Origin of the sequence: Pseudomonas mucoides (assembly GCF_015461845.1) — a bacterium.
Lineage (GTDB): Bacteria > Pseudomonadota > Gammaproteobacteria > Pseudomonadales > Pseudomonadaceae > Aquipseudomonas > Aquipseudomonas mucoides.
The window spans coordinates 219,734-237,493 of sequence record NZ_JACOPW010000006.1 but is presented as its reverse complement, the minus strand read 5'-3'; the positions used below and the strand labels follow the sequence as shown (position 1 = coordinate 237,493).

13 protein-coding genes are annotated in these 17,760 nt (G+C 61.2%); 6 read left to right on the top strand and 7 right to left on the bottom strand.

All coding sequences use genetic code 11. The annotated features are described in order from the left end of the window. Positions 1 to 55: 55 nt before the first annotated feature. The 4 genes from dxs to H8F22_RS24375 all read right to left on the bottom strand — a co-directional run bounded on the left by dxs (position 56) and on the right by H8F22_RS24375 (position 4,493). The gene (dxs, locus tag H8F22_RS24390) at positions 56 to 1,954 is read right to left on the bottom strand and encodes a 1-deoxy-D-xylulose-5-phosphate synthase (protein ID WP_194940780.1); all 1,899 of its coding nucleotides are present in this window, start codon (positions 1,952 to 1,954) and stop codon (positions 56 to 58) included. A 92-nt stretch (positions 1,955 to 2,046) separates the two neighbouring features. Next, entirely contained in the window at positions 2,047 to 2,934 is an 888-nt protein-coding gene (gene ispA, locus H8F22_RS24385) for a (2E,6E)-farnesyl diphosphate synthase (RefSeq protein ID WP_027924330.1), read from the bottom strand. Continuing rightward, positions 2,931 to 3,173, bottom strand: a complete 243-nt coding sequence (locus tag H8F22_RS24380) for an exodeoxyribonuclease VII small subunit (protein WP_007894317.1) — start codon at positions 3,171 to 3,173, stop codon at positions 2,931 to 2,933. The genes ispA and H8F22_RS24380 overlap by 4 nt, the downstream gene beginning before the upstream one ends. Before the next feature lie 177 nt (positions 3,174 to 3,350). After that, complete coding sequence (locus H8F22_RS24375; protein WP_194940779.1) at positions 3,351 to 4,493, bottom strand: Fic family protein; 1,143 nt, start codon at positions 4,491 to 4,493, stop codon at positions 3,351 to 3,353. A 278-nt stretch (positions 4,494 to 4,771) separates the two neighbouring features. Here H8F22_RS24375 and H8F22_RS24370 point away from each other — a divergent pair, with 278 nt between their 5' ends. The 6 genes from H8F22_RS24370 to H8F22_RS24345 are packed head-to-tail and all read left to right on the top strand — an operon-like array spanning position 4,772 to position 14,946. Next, positions 4,772 to 5,563, top strand: coding sequence for a YfaP family protein (locus H8F22_RS24370; RefSeq protein ID WP_194940778.1), 792 nt, complete (start codon positions 4,772 to 4,774; stop codon positions 5,561 to 5,563). A gap of 36 nt (positions 5,564 to 5,599) precedes the next feature. Continuing rightward, a complete protein-coding gene (locus tag H8F22_RS24365) occupies positions 5,600 to 7,309 on the top strand; it encodes a DUF2138 domain-containing protein (RefSeq protein WP_194940777.1) in 1,710 nt (569 codons plus the stop codon). Beyond that, entirely contained in the window at positions 7,294 to 7,944 is a 651-nt protein-coding gene (locus tag H8F22_RS24360) for a DUF1175 domain-containing protein (RefSeq protein WP_032833560.1), read from the top strand. The genes H8F22_RS24365 and H8F22_RS24360 overlap by 16 nt, the downstream gene beginning before the upstream one ends. Continuing rightward, positions 7,941 to 12,506, top strand: a complete 4,566-nt coding sequence (locus tag H8F22_RS24355) for an alpha-2-macroglobulin family protein (RefSeq protein WP_194940776.1) — start codon at positions 7,941 to 7,943, stop codon at positions 12,504 to 12,506. Before H8F22_RS24360 ends, H8F22_RS24355 begins: the two co-directional genes overlap by 4 nt. A gap of 1 nt (position 12,507) precedes the next feature. Beyond that, on the top strand, positions 12,508 to 14,127 hold the full coding sequence (locus H8F22_RS24350) for a DUF2300 domain-containing protein (RefSeq protein ID WP_194940775.1): 1,620 nt from the start codon (positions 12,508 to 12,510) through the stop codon (positions 14,125 to 14,127). A 3-nt stretch (positions 14,128 to 14,130) separates the two neighbouring features. Beyond that, on the top strand, positions 14,131 to 14,946 hold the full coding sequence (locus H8F22_RS24345; protein ID WP_027924324.1) for a YfaP family protein: 816 nt from the start codon (positions 14,131 to 14,133) through the stop codon (positions 14,944 to 14,946). Positions 14,947 to 15,326: 380 nt separating this feature from the next. Here H8F22_RS24345 and H8F22_RS24340 read toward each other — a convergent pair whose 3' ends face one another. The 3 genes from H8F22_RS24340 to H8F22_RS24330 form a co-directional block, all read right to left on the bottom strand. After that, positions 15,327 to 16,073 carry a S24 family peptidase gene (locus H8F22_RS24340; RefSeq protein ID WP_027924323.1) on the bottom strand — a complete coding sequence of 249 codons (747 nt, stop codon included), beginning with the start codon at positions 16,071 to 16,073 and terminating at the stop codon, positions 15,327 to 15,329. A 229-nt stretch (positions 16,074 to 16,302) separates the two neighbouring features. Beyond that, entirely contained in the window at positions 16,303 to 16,830 is a 528-nt protein-coding gene (gene ppa, locus H8F22_RS24335; protein ID WP_027924322.1) for an inorganic diphosphatase, read from the bottom strand. 113 nt (positions 16,831 to 16,943) lie between these two features. Continuing rightward, the gene (locus H8F22_RS24330; protein ID WP_194940774.1) at positions 16,944 to 17,756 is read right to left on the bottom strand and encodes a M90 family metallopeptidase; all 813 of its coding nucleotides are present in this window, start codon (positions 17,754 to 17,756) and stop codon (positions 16,944 to 16,946) included. Positions 17,757 to 17,760: the final 4 nt, after the last annotated feature.

Below are 17,760 nucleotides of genomic sequence, written 5' to 3'. Positions count from 1 at the left end.
AGTCCGTTATCGCGAGCAGGCTCGCTCCCACAGGGGATTGCGTGTATCCAGCAGGTTAAATCTTGAGCAGTTGCAGGCGCTCGCGCACCGCCGCTTCGATCCCTGCCTCGTCCAGCCCGCACTCGGCCAGCATCTGTGCAGGCTTGGCGTGTTCGACATAGAGGTCCGGCAAGCCCAGGTGCAGGATCGACTTGAGGATGTTCTCGCGGGCGAGGAATTCGCTAACCGCGCCGCCAGCACCGCCCATGATTGCGTTTTCTTCGACGGTCACCAGCAGCTCGTGGCTGCCAGCGATGTCGCGAACCAGCGCTTCATCCAGCGGTTTGACAAAACGCATGTCGACCACCGTCGCGTCCAGCGTCTCGGCGACTTTCAGCGCCTCGGCCAATTGCACGCCGAACACCAGGAAGGCGACTTTGCTGCCCTGACGACGAACAATGCCTTTGCCGATTTCGATCGGTTGCAGGTCTTTCTCGATGGTCGCATTCGGACCCGCGCCGCGCGGATAACGCACCGCCGCCGGGCCGTTGTAGAGGTGACCGGTGGTGAGCATTTTGCGCAGTTCGTTTTCATCGCTCGGGGTCATCACCAGCATGCCGGGGATGCAGCGCAGGAACGACAGGTCGAAGCTACCCGCGTGAGTCGGGCCGTCTTCGCCCACCAGGCCGGCGCGGTCGATGGCGAACAGCACGTCGAGGTTCTGCACCGCGACGTCATGAATCAGTTGGTCGTAACCGCGTTGCAGGAACGTCGAATAAATCGCCACCACCGGTTTCGCGCCTTCGCAGGCCATGCCGGCGGCGAAGGTCACCGCGTGTTGCTCGGCAATCGCCACGTCGAAATAGCGCAGCGGGAAACGCTCGCTGAACGCTACCAGGTCGGAGCCTTCTTTCATCGCCGGGGTGATGCCTACCAGACGCGGATCAGACGCGGCCATGTCGCACAGCCATTCACCGAACACACCGGAATACTTCGGTCCGCTGGCCTTTTTCGGGGCGGCGGCCGGAGCGTCCAGCGGTTCGAGCTTGGTGATAGCGTGGTAGCCGATCGGATCGACTTCTGCTGGTGCGAAGCCTTTGCCTTTCTTGGTGACGACGTGCAGGAACTGCGGGCCTTTCAGGTCGCGCATGTTGCGCAGCGTCGCGATCAGGGTCGGCAGGTCATGGCCGTCGATAGGACCGATGTAGTTCCAGCCCAGTTCTTCGAACAGCGTGCCGGGAACCAGCATGCCTTTTGCGTATTCTTCAGTGCGCCGGGCGATTTCCCAGGCCCCGGGCAGGCGCGACAGGACCTTTTTGCTGCCTTCACGCATGCTGGCGTAAGTGCGACTGGAAAGGATCTTCGCCAGATAATTCGACAGGCCGCCGACATTGCGCGAGATCGACATGTCGTTGTCGTTGAGGATCACCAGCATGTTGGCGTTCACTTCCGGCGCGTGGTTCAGCGCTTCGAAGGCCATGCCGGCGGTCAGCGCGCCGTCGCCGATCACGGCAATGGCTTTGCGATCACTGTTTTGCAGGCGGGCGGCAATGGCCATGCCCAGCGCAGCGCTGATCGAAGTGCTGGAGTGGCCGACGCCAAAGGTGTCGTACTCGCTCTCGGAACGACGCGGGAAGGCCGCAATACCGTCCTTCTGGCGCAGGGTGCCCATGCGCTCGCGACGGCCGGTGAGGATTTTATGCGGATAAGCCTGATGACCCACGTCCCACACCAGCCGGTCGTCCGGGGTGTCGAAGACGTAATGCAACGCGATGGTCAGCTCGATGACGCCCAGGCCGGCACCGAAATGCCCGCCGGTCTGACCGACCGTGTAGAGCAATTCCAGGCGCAACTCATCGGCCAGGGTTTCCAGCTCGGCTTCGCCTAACCGGCGCAGGCCGTCCGGCGTGTTGGCACGGTCGAGCAGGGGCGTGGTCGGGCGCTTGCGGGGAATCTCATGAAACGTCGTGGGCATCAGGCGAATCGTTATAGGTATAAAAGATGCGGCAGTTTACCTGATGCATCGCCCCCTGCCCACGCGTTGCTTTTAACTTGGCCGATACGCTGTCAGCTACGCCGGTCGACGATATAGCGGGCGAGGTCGCGCAAAGGCTCGGCGGCCGCGTCAAACGGTCGCAGCGCGTGCAGGGCCTGATCGCGCAGTTCCAGGGCGTAAGCCTTGGCCGCGTCGAGGCCAAGCAGGGCCGGGTAGGTTGGTTTGTCGCGAGCGATGTCCGCGCCCTGGCGTTTGCCGAGGGTTTCGGTATCGCTTTCGACATCAAGAATGTCGTCCTGCACCTGAAAAGCGAGGCCAATGGCCTGTGCATAAGTCTGCAACGCTTTCAGTTCGTCCTTCTCGGCACGGCCGCTGGCCAGGGCGCCGAGTTTGACGCTGACTTCAATCAGCGCGCCGGTCTTGTGCCGGTGCATGTACTCAAGGGCTTTTTGATCGAGCTTGAGGCCGACCGAACCGAGGTCGATGGCTTGCCCGCCGACCATGCCCGCCGGGCCTGCCGCGACGGCCAGGGCGCTGACCATCTGCAGGCGGATCTCGGCGTCAGCTGCGTTCAGGCGCGAGTCGAGCAGGGCGCTGAACGCCAGGCTCTGCAAGCCGTCACCGGCGAGGATGGCGCAGGCTTCATCGAATTTCTTGTGAGTCGTCGGCTGGCCGCGACGCAGATCGTCGTCGTCCATGGCCGGCAAATCGTCGTGTACCAGGGAATACGCGTGAATCAGCTCCACTGCGCAGGCCGCGCCGTTGGCTTGCTCGGCCTTGCCGCCCAGCGCTTCGCAAGCTGCGTAAGCCAGTAACGGACGTACACGTTTGCCGCCATTCATCACGCTGTAGCGCATGGCTTCATAGAGACGGGCGAGCTCGGGGCTGGGTGCGTTGAACAGGGTTTCCAGTGCCGCGTTGACACGGGCCTGGCTGGTCGCCGAATACGCTGCAATCATTCTGGCTGATCCGCGTCGAAGGGTTCCTCGGCCAGCTCGCCATCACGCTCGAGCAGCACTTGAACCTTTTGCTCGGCCTGGGCCAGCGCCGCCTGGCAATCGCGGGTCAGACCGATGCCTTGCTCGAAAGCCGTCAGCGAGTCTTCCAGCGACAGTTCGCCGTTCTCCAGACGCTCTACCAGCGTTTGCAGGTCAGCGAGAGATTGTTCGAAATCCAGTGCAGCTTTTTTGCGGGCCATGGCGGCTATTTCCGGTTGACGTTAAACCGGCGCGACACTAGCAGACATGGGGGTTATGGGCAAATGGGCCGGGCATTTCGGCCACAGCACCGGCGGCAACCGGATCACCTGCACCGAGCTCTTTGTAGCAGCCGGACGCAGGCTTCGCCAGCTGCTAAAGCTCACCCTATGGCTTAATTATGCTGAGTCATCCGGATAGCTGACCTGATAGCGAGTACTACGCCCGCCACCGGGCAGGCGTTGCAGACAACCCTTCTCCAGCAACTCTGCCAAATGGCGGGTGGCGGTGGCTTTCGATACTTTCGCCACGGCTTGATATTGAGCCGCGCTGATCCCGTCCGCGAAGCCTCGCTTCCCACCGTTCAGCATGCGATTCAGTACCTTGATCTGCTCGGCTGACAGTTTTGCGTCCCGATTCGCCTGCCAGAAGCGCGCCTTGCCCAGTACCGCTTCGATCCGCGTCATGGCCTGCTGCAAGCTGCGCAGCAGGGTTTGCAGAAACCATTGCAGCCACTCGGTGATGTCCGTGGCGCTTTTCTGGCTGGTTTCCAGCACTCGGTAATAGCTGGAGCGGTCGTCCAGGATGCTCGCTGACATGGCGTAGAAGCGGATCGCCTGCGCCTCTCCCTGAGCCAGGGCGAGATCGGTAAGGGTTCGCGTGAGGCGACCATTGCCGTCGTCAAAGGGGTGCAGGGTGACGAACCAGAAGTGCGCGATGCCGGCCCGCAACAAGGGATCGAGCCCGTCCTGCTTCTGGCTGGCTGCAAACCAGGCAAGAAACGTATCGAGCTGCTGTTCAAGCCCAAGGCGTGGCGGTGCTTCGTAGTGAATGGTCGGTTTGTCCAGTCGCCCGGACACCACCTGCATGGGCTCATCGCCACGCAGCTCGCCGATATGGATCGAACGGGCGGCAACATTCATGTCCTGATCGGGAAACAGCCATGTATGCCACTCCAGCAACCGCGGCAGTGTCAGCGGTTGTGCGAAGCGCTGAGTGGCGTCGAGCATTAACTGCGCCAGCCCTTCGCTGCGTTGGCTGACTTTATCGCCATCGACCACCTCCAGGCCCAGGCGCCGCGCCAGTGATGAGCGGACCGAGTCCACGTTGAGCTGTTCACCCTCGATGGCTGAAGACGTCACGATGTTTTGTAACAGCGCGTCCAGTTCGTTCTGTGCGCTGAGTGAGCGATCCACGGAACTGGCCATGCCCATCAACCGGCCTTGCGCCTGTACGCACTCACGCAATAGCGGCGTCAGGCGTTCGGATTGCCAGGTGAAATTCGGCCAGTCGGGCTGTTGCCAAATCCAGTGAGGTGCCATGACCACGGGTAACTCCAGAGTGAATGAGCCGAATAATAGCCTTATTCGGCTCATCTTGTGAGCCGAATAAGGTCGCTATTCGGCTCACGTCCCCACTTCTTCGTGATGCCTACAGCAAATCAAGAGGTATCCGATTGTTAAAAAACTGCCGAATCGCTAACCTTCGCGCCTTCTACGACCCAATAGTCACGGGTCTTTCTGACGAAACGCAGTATTTGGATCTGTAACGCGCCGAGGATCGGGCGCAAGGTTTCGTTATGCATGGCAGGAGGCGTCACATGCGTTCACTTCTTATACTGTTGATGGGGCTGGCCTGCGCGAGCGCCGCCTGGGCCCAGCCGACGGCTGAGCTGTCGGAGCCGGTCGGCGGCTGGCGCTATAACGGCCTGCTCGACCGCAGCGAAAACCCGCAGGTCGCCTATCCCACGCCGCCCATCGACCGCGGTGTGCAGCGCAATCGCACGATGATCGAAGGCCAGCTCAAGGCGATAGGCACGCAACGCGGGCCGCACACCCTCGCCGTCAACGGCAATCCACTGAACCTGTACACCGACGACGAAGGGCGTTTCGCCCGGCCGTATGCCTTTGGCGCGGGTTCCAACAGCGTCGAAGTGCGCAGTGCCGAAGGCAAGTCGCTCAAGCGCGTTCAATTCTATGAAGCCAATGACCTGCGCACGCCGGCACGGATTCGCGTGGTGCTCGGTTGGGACGACCCGAAAGCCGAGCTCGACCTGCACATCATCACCCCCGACGGCCAGCATGCGTTTTTCGCCCACACGGCGTTGACCAATGGCGGCGGCCTCGACCCGGATGGCGTCGATGGTCCCGGCCCGGAAATGTTCACCATGACCGCGCCGCTGCATGGCACCTATCTGGTTTACGTGAACTATTGGGGCAACTTCGGCAGCGAAGGCTATAACTTCGATGAGACCAGCAACCAGAACGAGGTCATCACCTCGCAAATCAACCTGGTACTCAACGAAAACACCGTCGACGAAAAACGCGAGACCTTCATCGTGCCCCTGCGGGCCATCGGTGACCTGTTGCTGGTCAAGACTTTCAACTATTAAGCATCCCGCACCACGGATGAATTGGGCGTTGTGAACATGAGCGATAACACTGTATCTCCGGCTGCGCAAACACCGGCCGCCAAAACTCCTCGCCGCTGGCCGGCGCTGCTGGTCGGCCTGGCCCTGGTCGCCGGCGTCGCGGGCGGGTTGGGGTGGTTCATGCACAAACCCAAGGCTCCGCCAGCGCAATTGGCCAGCGACAAACTGGGCATGAGCCGGCCGGACGGTCTGCTCGAAACCCATTCCCTGAGCCAATTGCCCAAGGATCTGCTGGCGGTGCCGTTCCTCAAGGAAACCCTGACCGAAGATTTCGTCTTCTATTACGAAGCGCACGTTGATCGCCTCGGCTTGATCGGCAGTCTGCGGCGGATCATCTACGAACATGACCTGAAACTGCAGGACAGCCTGATCGAGCAACTTTTCGATCAACCGGCCGACGTGGCGCTGTGGCGCGGGGCGGATGGTCGGCTCAAGGATTTCCTCTTGGTGATGGATCGCGGTGGTCTGGCCAAAGTGCTGGAACCGCTGGCCAAAGTGGCGCTGGACGATTCGCAGCTGACCCAGCTCAGTGTGGTGAAAGTCGGCGCCGACGACGTGGCGCTGTATCAGCTCACCTACAACAACAAAGCGCTGGTGTTCGCCTCCCATGGCGACAAACTGGTGGTGCTGTCCAATCCCGTCAAACTCTACGACCCGAGCAGCGGCCCGAGCGACGAGCGCGGCAGTGTCTCGACCACGGCCATCGCCGCGTTGCTCAACGGCGACAAACTGTTCCCCGAAGCATTCGGCCTGCCACCGCGCGCGCCGGAAGTGAAGCAACGCCTGTCGGTCAATTCGAGCGTGTTGGCCATGGGTTACCAGCGCTTCATCCCGAATTTCGCCGGGCTGCGTTTCGACATGGACGACAAGGGCTGGCACAGCTTCCTTGCGATGGATGAACTGGACGATCAGCCGGACTTCGATTTCAAACCGATCTGGCAAGCCATGCCGATGGGCGCCAGTGCCTGCGTGGCCTTGCCGCTGGCCGCTGAACAGCAGAAACCGTTGCTGGTGAAACTCGGCGCCGAAGAACCGGTGGCCCAAGCGTTGACCGAACACATGGCCGGTGCGGCGGGCCTGTGCTGGTACGCCGATTCGCGTCTCTACACGCCGTTGCTGGTGGCCAGCCTGAATGACAAGGACAGCGCCAAACTCGATGGCGAGCTCGGCAGTTTGTTCGGTTCGATGGTCGGCGCCTATGAGCCCAACGTCGAAGAGCACGCGTTCCCGGTGATCGAGAAACAGGACGGCCCGACTCACCAGTGGCAGCGTCAGGTCAGCTCCAACTTCGGTCCCTACAAAGCCAAGGACGCTGAAGATCCGGACGCGATCTCCGGCAAGGCCTTCATGAAGGTCAGTCTGGCCCGTCACGGCTCGACGCTGCTGTTTTCCCTCGACGACAAACTCGTGGACAAGGCCCTCGGCACCCTCGACAAGCGCTTCCCGCCGATGGCCGACGTGGTGCCGAAAGACCTGTTGATGCCGGTGTATTTCGGCCCGGATGCGATGGCGCAACTGATGCAGCAGGAAACCCTCGACAGCCTGCCGCAGGACATGGAACCGGTGTTTTACAACGCCGCGCAAACCTACCTGATCCCGAAACTGCGCAAGCTCGGCGGTTACGGCAAATACGCCCTGACCTTGCCTGAAGGCAGCGAGCCCGATGGCCATTGGCAATGGCTGCCACTGGAATGGAAAGCCCTGTGACCGCACTCATCCGCGGCCTCGGCCTGCTGGCGCTGTTGCTGGGCAGTCGCGCCTTTGCCACTGAGGCCGCGCCACTGGATCCGCAGCAATCCCAGGTGTTCCGCGCCTGGTTCGTGCGCATCGCCCAGGAACAACTGACCCAAGGCCCGAGCCCGCGCTGGTATCAGCAGGACTGCGCGGGGCTGGTGCGGTTCGCCGCCAACGAAGCGTTGAAAGTCCACGACGATAAATGGCTGCGCAACAACGGCCTGTCCAATCGCTACCTGCCGCCGGAACTGCAGTTGAGCGAGGCGCAACGCGGTCTCGCCCAGCAGTGGCAACAGGGCGGCGGCAAGGTCGGGCCGTACGTCAACGCGATCAAGCTGATTCAGTTCAACAGCCATCTGGTGAGTCGAGACGTGGCGCAAGCCCGGCCCGGCGACCTGATGTTTTTCGATCAGGGCGACGACCAGCACCTGATGATCTGGATGGGCCGCTACATCGCCTATCACACCGGCACCACCACCCCCACTGACAACGGCATGCGATCCGCGAGCCTGCAGCAACTCATGACATGGAAGGACACCCGATGGATACCCGACGCAGCCAACCCCAACTTCATCGGCGTCTATCGACTGAATTTTCTCTCCCAATGATCGGTGCCCGCATGTTGCGTTTTTTGCCTCTGCTGTTGGTTTTGCTGCTGCCGTTTTCGGCGGTCAACGCCGAAGACACCGTCGAGCCGAGCGGCTATACGCCGGTGGCCGGTGAAAGCTTTTTCCTGCTGGCCGACAGCAGTTTCGCCAGTGACGAACAGGCGATGGTGCGCCTCGAAGCGCCGGGCCGTGACTATCGCCGTTTCCGCATGGAGCCTTATGGCGGCGCCGACATTCGCGTGTACCGCATCGACAAGCCGCTGGATTTCCTCAAGCGCCAGAAGAACCTGCACCGTGTGGTCAGCGATGGCCAGTTCAAGGGTGAAGGGCTGTCGAATACCCTCGCGTACCTGTGGGACAACTGGTACCGCAAATCCCGTCGCGTGATGCAACGGGCGTTTTCCTACGAGTCCCGTCAGCAAGTCACCGAGGAAGTACCGGAACTGAAGATGGGCACCGCGATTGCTGCGCCAACGCCTTACGACGCACAGCCGCAATTCGCCCTGATCCCGGGCCTGCCGGTGGTCAGTCAATTCCGCTATCCGCTGTGGCAAGCCAAACCGATCCAGCCGCCTGAAGGCGTGAACCTGGCCGGCTCTTCCAGTGAGTTCGTCAGCGTCGCGCCGGGTAACGTCTACATCCCGTTGGGTAACCTGAAACCGGGTCTGTACCTGGTGGAAGCGCTGATCGGCAAGTACCGCGCGACCACCATGGTCTTCGTCTCGAACACCGTGGCCGTGAGCAAAATCGCCGGTGATGAACTGGTGGTCTGGGCCGCGCGCAAACACGAAGGCAGTTCGGTGCCGAAAGTGAATGTGTTGTGGACCGATGGCCTCGGCGTAATGAGCAGCGGCGCCACTGATAGCGATGGTTTGCTGCGCCTGAAACACGTCAGCCCGGAGCGTTCGTTCGTGATCGGCGAGGATGAAGAGGGCGGGGTGTTTGTCTCCGAGAACTTCTATTACGACAGCGAAATCTACGACACCAAACTTTACGCCTTCACCGACCGGCCGCTGTACCGGCCGGGGGATTGGGTGTCGTTGAAAATCGTCGGGCGCGAGTTCAAGAACGCCCGGGATTCCGTCGCACCGACTGCGGCCGACGTCAACGTAACCGTGCTCGATGCCACCGGCACGGCGCTGCAATCGCTGGCGCTGAAACTGGATTCCAAGGCCGGCACCCAAGGCCGATTCCAGTTGCCGGACAATGCGGTGGCGGGCGGTTATGAACTGCGTTTCAGCTACAAGGATCAGGCCTACAGCAGTGCGTTCCGCGTGGCCGAATACATCAAGCCGCACTTCGAAATCTCGCTGAACCTGGCCAAGCAGGATTACCGCACCGGCGAACCGGTGAAGGGCAGCCTGGTGCTGCTGTACCCGGACGGCAAACCGGTGGCCAACGCCAAGTTGAGCCTGAGCCTGCGCGCCCAGCAACTGTCGATGGTCGACAACGAACTGCAATACCTCGGGCAATTCCCGGTGGAGCTGACCAGCACCGAATTGACCACCGACGCCAAGGGCAACGCGACCCTCGACCTGCCGGCCGCCGAGAAACCGAGCCGCTATATGCTCACCGTGTTTGCCAGCGATGGCGCGGCGTATCGGGTCAAGACCACCAAGGAAATCCTCATCGACCGTGGCGCGGCAAGTTTCAGTTTGCGCGCACCGCAGCGATTCAGTGCGGTGGGCGACAAGGTTGCGTTCAGCTTCGTCAATGAGGGCGCCAACGAGCAGAGCAAAACCGTGACGCCGAGCAGCTACAGCTGGGTGCGTCTGGAAGACCAGACCTCCGGCGACGGCAAACTGGCCGCCAGAGACAAAGGTTTCACCGTGGCCTTCGAGCGTCCCGGCACCTACAACCTGACGTTGAAAGATGACCATGGCCGAGTCATTGGTGCGACCGGTCATTCGGTCACCGGCGACGGCGTAAAAGCCGTGCCAGGCACCGTGGAAATCGTCCTCGATAAACCCGAGTACAAGGCCGGTGATGAAGCCCTCGCACTGATCACGTTCCCGGAGCCGATCAGCGATGCATTGCTGTCGCTGGAGCGCGACAAAGTCGAGGCCACCGCGCTGCTGTCCAAGGGCGGTGACTGGCTGAAGATGGAGAAACTCAGCGACACCCAATACCGCGCACGCATCCCGGTGAAAGACAATTTCGCCCCGAACCTGACTTTCTCCGTGCTCTACACCAAGGGCGGTCAATACAGCTTCCAGAACGCCGGGATCAAGGTGATTGCGCCGCAGATCGACGTGGCCATCGCCACCGATAAAGAGACGTATCAACCCGGTGAAACCGTGTCGGTCGACCTGACCACACAGTTCGCCGGCAAGCCGATTCCGGCGCACCTGACCGTCAGCGTGGTCGATGAAATGGTCTACGCGTTGCAACCGGAAGTCGCGCCGAGCATCGACCAATTCTTCTACCACCCGCGCCGCAACAACGTGCGCACCAGCGCCAGCCTGTCGTTCATCAGCTATGACGTGGCACTGCCGGGCAGCCCCGGCGCGCCGGGCAAAGCCAACCGCAGCGAGCGCGGGGTGAAAGTGCTGGAACGGCCGCGTCGTGAAGACGTCGACACCGCCGCGTGGCAGCCGGAACTGGTGACTGATGCCAACGGCAAAACCCGTTTCACCTTCAAGATGCCGGACTCGCTGACCCGCTGGCGCATCACCGCCCGGGCCATCGCCGATGACGGGCAAGTCGGGCAGAAGAAGCAGTTCGTGCGTTCGGAAAAACCGCTGTACCTGAAATGGAGCGGGCCGACTAAATTCCGCAGTGGCGACAAGCCGAGTCTCGGGGTGTTCGCCTTCAGTCAGGCCGAGAAACCGGTCAAGGCGGAGCTGGTGATTCATTTCGGCGGCGCCGATCAGCGTGTGCCTGTGACCCTGAACAACGGCATCAACTACATCGCGCTGCCGGAGTTCTCGTTGGCCAGTGGCGAGTGGACCGCCGAACTGGTGCAGGACGGCAAAACCGCTGACGCGCTGGCCGTGCGCCTGACCGCCACCGGCGAAGGCTGGCAGGTCACGCAAAGCCAAAGTCTGGACGTGGCCAGTGGTGATACGCCGCTGAGCGTGCCGGCCGATGCGACGGATATCCGCCTGCGTCTGGATGACAGTCCGCAAGCGCTGTTCCGTTCGGCGCTGGATGATCTGCTGAGCTATCCGTACGGCGGCGTCGAGCAGACCGCCAGCCGTTTGCTGCCGCTGAGCATCGCCTATCCGACGCTGGCCTCGAACCCGCAGATCCGCGACCGCTTGCGCCTGATCATGCAAAACAGCCGCCTGCGACTGGTGCAAATGGCCGGGCCTTCCGCGAGCTTCACCTGGTGGGGCATGGATGGCGAGCCGGATGCCTTCCTCACCGCTTACGCCTATTACGCCGACTGGAACGCCAGCAAAGTATTGGACTTGAGCTTGCCGCCGGAGCATTGGCAGCGGGTGCTGGAGGTGTATTCGAAACAGGCCCAGAACACGCCGTTGTTGCAGCGTGCGCTGATCCTGTCGTTTGCCAAACAGATGCAATTGCCGGTGAACACCTTGCTCAGCGGGTTGATGGACGACCTGGCGAAAGCGGGCGAGGGTAATGCCGCGAACCTGATGGAAGATGGCGAAGACAGCATCGTCATGAGCGATCCGGATTCGGCGCTCGGCCTGGCCGCTGCCCGTGTGTTGACGGCATCGCTGGCGCGTCAGTCCAAGGTGACGCTGCCGGAGGCTTTCAATCGTCAACTGGCGGATGCGCAACAGCGTCTGGCGGTCAGCTCGCAGCCGTTCGCCGAAGCGCTGAACCTGTCGCTGCAACCCTTCGATCAGGCACACGCGCAAGCCTTGCTGCAACGCTTGCTGCCCCAGCAATCGACGCTGGAGCGCGCCCTGGCGTTGACCTGGCTGCAACGCAGTATTGAACAAGCTTCGCCGACCATCGCACTGGCGCCGGGTGAAGGCTGGAAGAAACAGTACGGCGATACCGGTGAGATGTACTGGACGTGGCAGGGTGCTGCGCCCGTGCCAGCGGTGTTGTCCTTGGCCGGGACGCAGGAGCGGCCATTGCGTGCCGTGTTGAGCTTCCAGACCAAACAACCTGCGATTGATCCGATGGCCGTGACCATCACTCGTCGCCTGTCGCGCTTGGTGCCGGGTGATGAAGCCTTCACCTTCAAACTCGAAGCGGTCGGCACCCAGCCGTTGTCCAGCGACAGCCTGTATCTGGATGAAGTGATCATCACCAGCAAAGCCGCGAAACCGTTGCGCTACGGCATGCTCGAAGTGCCGCTGCCGCCGGGCGCCGATGTCGAACGCACGACGTGGGGCATCAAATTGATGGGCAAGGCCGGCACCGAACCGACCGCGCTGGAGAAGGCGCGTTTTGAGCCGGGTCAGATGGCTTATGCGATTCCGGTGGATGCCTTGAGCGGTGAGTTGCGCCTGCGACATTTGGTGCGCTTCTCGCAGAAGGGTCAGTTCAATCTGCCGCCGGTGCGCTTCACGCAGGTCTATGCGCCGCAACATCAGGCGCAGGAACAGAAACCGGCCCTCGGTCAGGTCACGGTCAACTGACATGACCCGGCCTCTGGTCTGGTTGCTGCTGTGTTTGATTCCTGCGCTGGCGACAGCGCAGGACGAACCGCTGCGGCTGGGCTTCAAGGGTGAACTGATTTCGTTGAACCGGACTCAGGTTATTTCACGCGAGCCCTTGCCTGCTGATGTGCAGGCGCCGTTGGGCAGTTTGTGGAAGTTGTTTGTGTACGGTTGGCTGGTGGATACCGGCGCCCGTGAACCTGCGTATGAATGTCGCGGGCAGTCGAAAGATGAAGTTTATTGCTGCACCGCCGGCGGCAAGATCGCGCGTGATCAGGCATTGGTGAAATCGTGCGGTTTGTATTTTGAACCGGCACGCTTGGGCATCACTGCCACTGACTGGCGTACGTATTGGCAGGCGCGACAGGCGCCGGAGTGGTTGCTGGACTTGCCGTCGTTAAAGCCCTCTACGCGAGTGTCCGTCGCTGAATTGCTCAAGGTGTTGGCCGTGATGCCGGCGCAGGATCAGGCGCGGCGGGTGTTGCTGGACGTGGTGCTTAATGCCGCCGACGGCAATGTCGTGGGCGAACTCGGTGGTCGGTTGCGGGTGAAAACCTGGAGCTGGCTGGGGGATCAGGATCCGTCGTCGCGTCAGGGCGGTTTTGCCGGTTGGATGGTGGACGGCACGCCGATCTGGGCGGGTGGGCGCGGGACCAGTCAGAGGGTGCTGCGTCATTACGCTGAAGCGTTGGCCGCAGTGCTGCCGGTTGATTGGCCCGCGGACACGGGACGCTGCGTCGAAGTCGGACTGTTTTCTCGCTATCCGATTGAGCGGGTTCTGGCGGGGGATCGTGTTGTTTCTTCCGGCCCATTGCAGGGCGACTATCGAGTCGAATTCAGCAACGGCAACCAACTCGATATCCACAGTGACGGCGAACTCTTCTTGCTCAAGGATCAGCTTGTCGCCCGTCTGGACCGCGAAGAATACGTCGCCCGCGTCCTCCAGCGCGAAGCCAAACCTGAGCCCGTCGAAGCCGCCAAAGCCCTGGCCATCGCCATCCGCACCTACCTCCTGCAAAACGCCACGCACCACGGCGACTGCCTGAGCATCGACGACAGCAGCAGCCGTCAACGCGTCGCCCCGCGCCCGGCCACCAGCGAATCACGCCATATCGCCGCATGGACCAGCGACCTCGTATTGGCCGGCAGCACCGTCACCTACCATTCCGACCAACCCGGCCCGGACAAACTCGCCTGGCAGCAAGCCGTCGAACAGGCCAACGCCGGCCAGCGCTACGACGCCATTCTGCTGCACGCCTACCCACGCGCCAGCCTCAGCCGCTGGGACAATCCCGTCGCCTCCTGCGAAGCACTGCCCTCCGCGCAAGACTGGCTGCAAACCCAACGCCGCGGCTGGCGTGCGCGGCTGGAAAGCGAGGTTGGCTACAACGAAGTCAGCACCTTCGCCGTCTGCCGCCTGACCTTCGGCCGCCCCTATGTCGACCGTGAACGCCAGCGCATCTACGTGCGCGGCGTGCTGTCGCTGCAAGACCGCCTCGACCTGACCCACGAATACCTGCACCTGGCCTTCGAAGCACACCCCAACGGCCAGGATGAAACCTACATCGAAGGGCTCGCCCGCCACCTCTTGCTGGAATAGGCCATGAAACTCCGTTATCCACAGGTCTTCCTGTTCCTTTGTACTCTTTGCGCGATGCCGACGATGTTCGCCGCAGACGCCGCCGTCAAACTCGACACCCCCGTCGGAGGCTGGCGCACGGGCGCGGTTGAAGGCGAAGGTGAAAACTTCCGCCAGACCGTCAACTATCCCGCTTCATCGGTGAACACCCCGGTAGGGCAGGCCAACACCGCGCGCATCAGCGGCCAGATCAAATCCACGCCCAAATCAAAGGAGCCTGGTCGTTTGATCGTCAACGGCGTGAGCATGCCGCTGAAGATCGATCCCGCCGGCCGCTTTGATCGCCCGTTCTCGTTTCCCAATGGCAGCAACAGCGTCGAAGTGCGCAGCCCTGATGGACAACAGCGGCATCGCACGCAGTTCCTCAATGCCAGTGGTGGTGCCACGCCGGCCAAGTTGCGGGTGTTGTTGTCGTGGGACAGTGACGGCACGGACCTCGACCTGCATTTGATTACGCCGGATGGGGCGCATATCTGGTACGGCGATCGGGTTGCGCCCAATGGTGCGGCGCTGGATGTTGACGTGACGACCGGGTATGGGCCGGAGATCTTTGCCATGCCAGCGCCGATCAAGGGGCAGTATCTGGTGTATGTGAATTACTTTGGCGGTGGGTATAGCCGTGATGAGGAAGGACAGGAGGATGCGGTTCAGCCGCTGACGACTGCGCAGGTGACGGTGATTACCGAGGAAGGGACGCCGAGCGAGAAGATGGAGACGTTTCTGGTGCCGATGCGGGCGGTGGGGGAGTTGACGTTGGTTAAGTCGTTTAGTTATCCGTGAAGTTGTATGACGGTTCCTCAAATCGCAGGCATTAAAAAGCCGGCTTGTGGCCGGCTTCTCGGGGACTGGCTTGGTTCATTTTTGGTAAACCGCGCCAGCCTTCAAAACGTACACCCGGATCTGCGTCCGGCTGTGGGACTCGGCGAGAAAATCATCTGCCTTGTCGGTGCGATCTGAGCCGCGGGGCGGGTCGATGCGCAAATGTGGGGCGCAGCATACTGATTATTTGAGGAAATTCCCAGCGTGGAGTGTGGTGTAGAGCGATTGGTGCATTGAGTTCAGTCACCCGTCCGGGTTTGTAGGGCGAATGTTCAGCCGCCATCGCGAGCAGGCTCGCTCCCACATTTGATCGCATTCCAATGTGGGCGCGACGGCGTGTGTTACAGGAACGGCACCGCCGGTCGCCGTTTGTTGAGTGTCGACCACCAGAACACCCACCCCAGCACCCTGATGTTCTGCTTATCAATCTGCTCGGCACTGAAAATCTCATCCGGGTGCTCGGTTTTGTTGTAGCTGCGTAACCGCAGCGCATTCCCGGGCATTCGGTGCAGGTATTTGATGCGCAGCATCCCGTCATGGTCGAGGGCGTAAATCTCCCCATCAATCACTTTGGTCAGCCCACGGTCGATGGCGAGGATAGAGCCGTCCTCAATCCTTGCGCCCATGCTATTGCCGAGCATGTGAATACAGATCGCATCGGCATGGTTGATTTCCAGGGAGTCGAGGTGGCTTTTGGGGAGGCGGATGAATTGGCCGGTGTCTTCCACGATGTGGGTTTTGTGAGACCCCGGGGCGATGGGTGTTTCTTTGTAGAGGGGCAGTTCGACGTCGGTCGGCTCGATCACCGTGTAGATGCCACGAATCGCCTGGGCGTCGAAGGTGTTGCCGGACTCGTCGAGCAGGCGCAGGTGTTTGGCGTCTTCCGGGCCTTCGCCGGTTTTGAGCCAGTGGCTGTTGACCGAAAGTAATCTGGAAACCTCTTCCATGCGGTAAGCGGGCACACCACGGGTGTACCAGTTGTGGATGTTTTGAGCTTCCGTGTCGAAAAAAGCGGCAAATCCTGTCGTCGTGATCTTGGCTTTTTCGAGCAATGCTTTGAACCGTGGGCCGCTAGTGTTCTTTTTCATAAACACGAGTCTACGGGCGCAGGGCGGGGCTTTGAATAAACGAACCGTTCAAATTTCGAGGGAAATTTACGACCGGATGTAAGACGTATTTGGAACAAATTAAACAGAGAAAAACCGCAGTGGCGAAAAGATAAACACGCTGTTTAAAGCCCTTTATGAGCGCCCACAAAAAACCCCGGATCAACCGGGGTTTTTTTCAAGTCGTCAGTGGCGCAAGGCCAATGGCGTCTTAGCCTTTGTAGGCGGCAGCCGACTTGGTGATCGCTTCGCGGGCGGCATCAGCGCCGGCCCAGCCTTCGATCTTCACCCATTTGCCTTTTTCGAGATCTTTGTAGTTCGCGAAGAAGTGCTCGATCTGCTGGATCAGCAGTGGTGGCAGGTCGGTGTATTCCTTCACGTCGACGTACAGCTGGGACAGCTTGTCGTGTGGGACTGCGATGACTTTGGCATCGCCGCCGCCGTCGTCGGTCATGTTCAGGATGCCGACTGGACGAGCGCGGATGACCGAGCCTGGAGCAACCGGGTAAGGGGTTACAACCAGCACGTCGAGGGGATCACCGTCGTCAGCCAGGGTGTTCGGGATGTAACCGTAGTTGGCCGGGTAGAACATCGGGGTGGCCATGAAACGGTCAACGAACAGGCAATCGCTGTCTTTGTCGATTTCGTATTTGATCGGCGCGTGGTTGGCCGGGATCTCGATCGCGACGTAGATGTCGTTCGGCAGGTCTTTGCCAGCCGGAATCTTGCTGTAGCTCATTGGGCGGTGCCCCCGTTAGTTGACCAAAAACACTTGGCCGGATTGACCAAAAAGTGGCGGCGATTATAGGCATATTCCGCCGATGACGCCATGTGCCAGAAGTCGTGTAGACCTTAGTCGCGTGCCTGATAGACCGGGTCCTCGGCCAGAAGTTGCTGCAACCGGCTCAGCGGGTCCTGTCGGTAAAACAACTTCAGCTGTTCATACACCTTTGGATAAGCCTCATGCAGCAAATCCGGGGCACTGAAGAAGTATTCGCTGGTGACGGCGAAAAACTCGGCAGGGTTTTCCGCCGCATACGGATCGATCGCGGTTTCGGCGTCCGGATTGCGCTCCAGTTGCCGGTCGAGGTCGTCGTAGGCCTCTTGCATCACCTTGGCCCAATCGCTGACCCGCATGTCCGGGTGCAGCGGCGGCAGGCCGTTGGCGACGCCGTTGAGCATGTCGAGTTTGTGCGCGAGTTCGTGGATGACCAGGTTGTAGCCTTCCCAGCCACCACTGGCCATCACGCCCGGCCAGGCGAGGATGATCGGGCCTTGCTGCCACGCCTCGCCACTGTGTTCGCCGTCCCACTCGTGCTCAACGCCGCTGGCATCGCGATGGCGCTGGGGGCTGAGGAAGTCGTCGGGGTAGAGGATGATTTCGTGGAAACCCTGGTACCAGTTCAAATCGCCCAGGTTCAGCAGCGGCAATTGCGCTTGCGCGGCCAGCAGCAGGCGCTGCTCCTGGTGCAGTTCGACGCCGGGCAGGGCGGTCAGGTGTTTGTCTTCGAGGAACAACACACTGGCTTCGCGCAACCACTGGTCTTCAGTGGCGCTGATGCCATCGAGGAAGCTCAGGTGATGGCGCACCCGCTGCCACATGTCGTCGGCAATCGGGTGCTTGGCCAGGGTGCGCTGGCGACGCCAGGCGCTAAGCGACCACATCGCC

Bases quoted from the DNA above. Each gene is read 5' to 3' on its own strand.
- dxs (WP_194940780.1), bottom strand. From the start codon at position 1,954: ATGCCCACGACGTTTCATGAGATTCCCCGCAAGCGCCCGACCACGCCC.
- ispA (WP_027924330.1), bottom strand. From the start codon at position 2,934: ATGATTGCAGCGTATTCGGCGACCAGCCAGGCCCGTGTCAACGCGGCA.
- H8F22_RS24380 (WP_007894317.1), bottom strand. From the start codon at position 3,173: ATGGCCCGCAAAAAAGCTGCACTGGATTTCGAACAATCTCTCGCTGAC.
- H8F22_RS24375 (WP_194940779.1), bottom strand. From the start codon at position 4,493: ATGGCACCTCACTGGATTTGGCAACAGCCCGACTGGCCGAATTTCACC.
- H8F22_RS24370 (WP_194940778.1), top strand. From the start codon at position 4,772: ATGCGTTCACTTCTTATACTGTTGATGGGGCTGGCCTGCGCGAGCGCC.
- H8F22_RS24365 (WP_194940777.1), top strand. From the start codon at position 5,600: ATGAGCGATAACACTGTATCTCCGGCTGCGCAAACACCGGCCGCCAAA.
- H8F22_RS24360 (WP_032833560.1), top strand. From the start codon at position 7,294: ATGGAAAGCCCTGTGACCGCACTCATCCGCGGCCTCGGCCTGCTGGCG.
- H8F22_RS24355 (WP_194940776.1), top strand. From the start codon at position 7,941: ATGATCGGTGCCCGCATGTTGCGTTTTTTGCCTCTGCTGTTGGTTTTG.
- H8F22_RS24350 (WP_194940775.1), top strand. From the start codon at position 12,508: ATGACCCGGCCTCTGGTCTGGTTGCTGCTGTGTTTGATTCCTGCGCTG.
- H8F22_RS24345 (WP_027924324.1), top strand. From the start codon at position 14,131: ATGAAACTCCGTTATCCACAGGTCTTCCTGTTCCTTTGTACTCTTTGC.
- H8F22_RS24340 (WP_027924323.1), bottom strand. From the start codon at position 16,073: ATGAAAAAGAACACTAGCGGCCCACGGTTCAAAGCATTGCTCGAAAAA.
- ppa (WP_027924322.1), bottom strand. From the start codon at position 16,830: ATGAGCTACAGCAAGATTCCGGCTGGCAAAGACCTGCCGAACGACATC.
- H8F22_RS24330 (WP_194940774.1), bottom strand. From the start codon at position 17,756: ATGTGGTCGCTTAGCGCCTGGCGTCGCCAGCGCACCCTGGCCAAGCAC.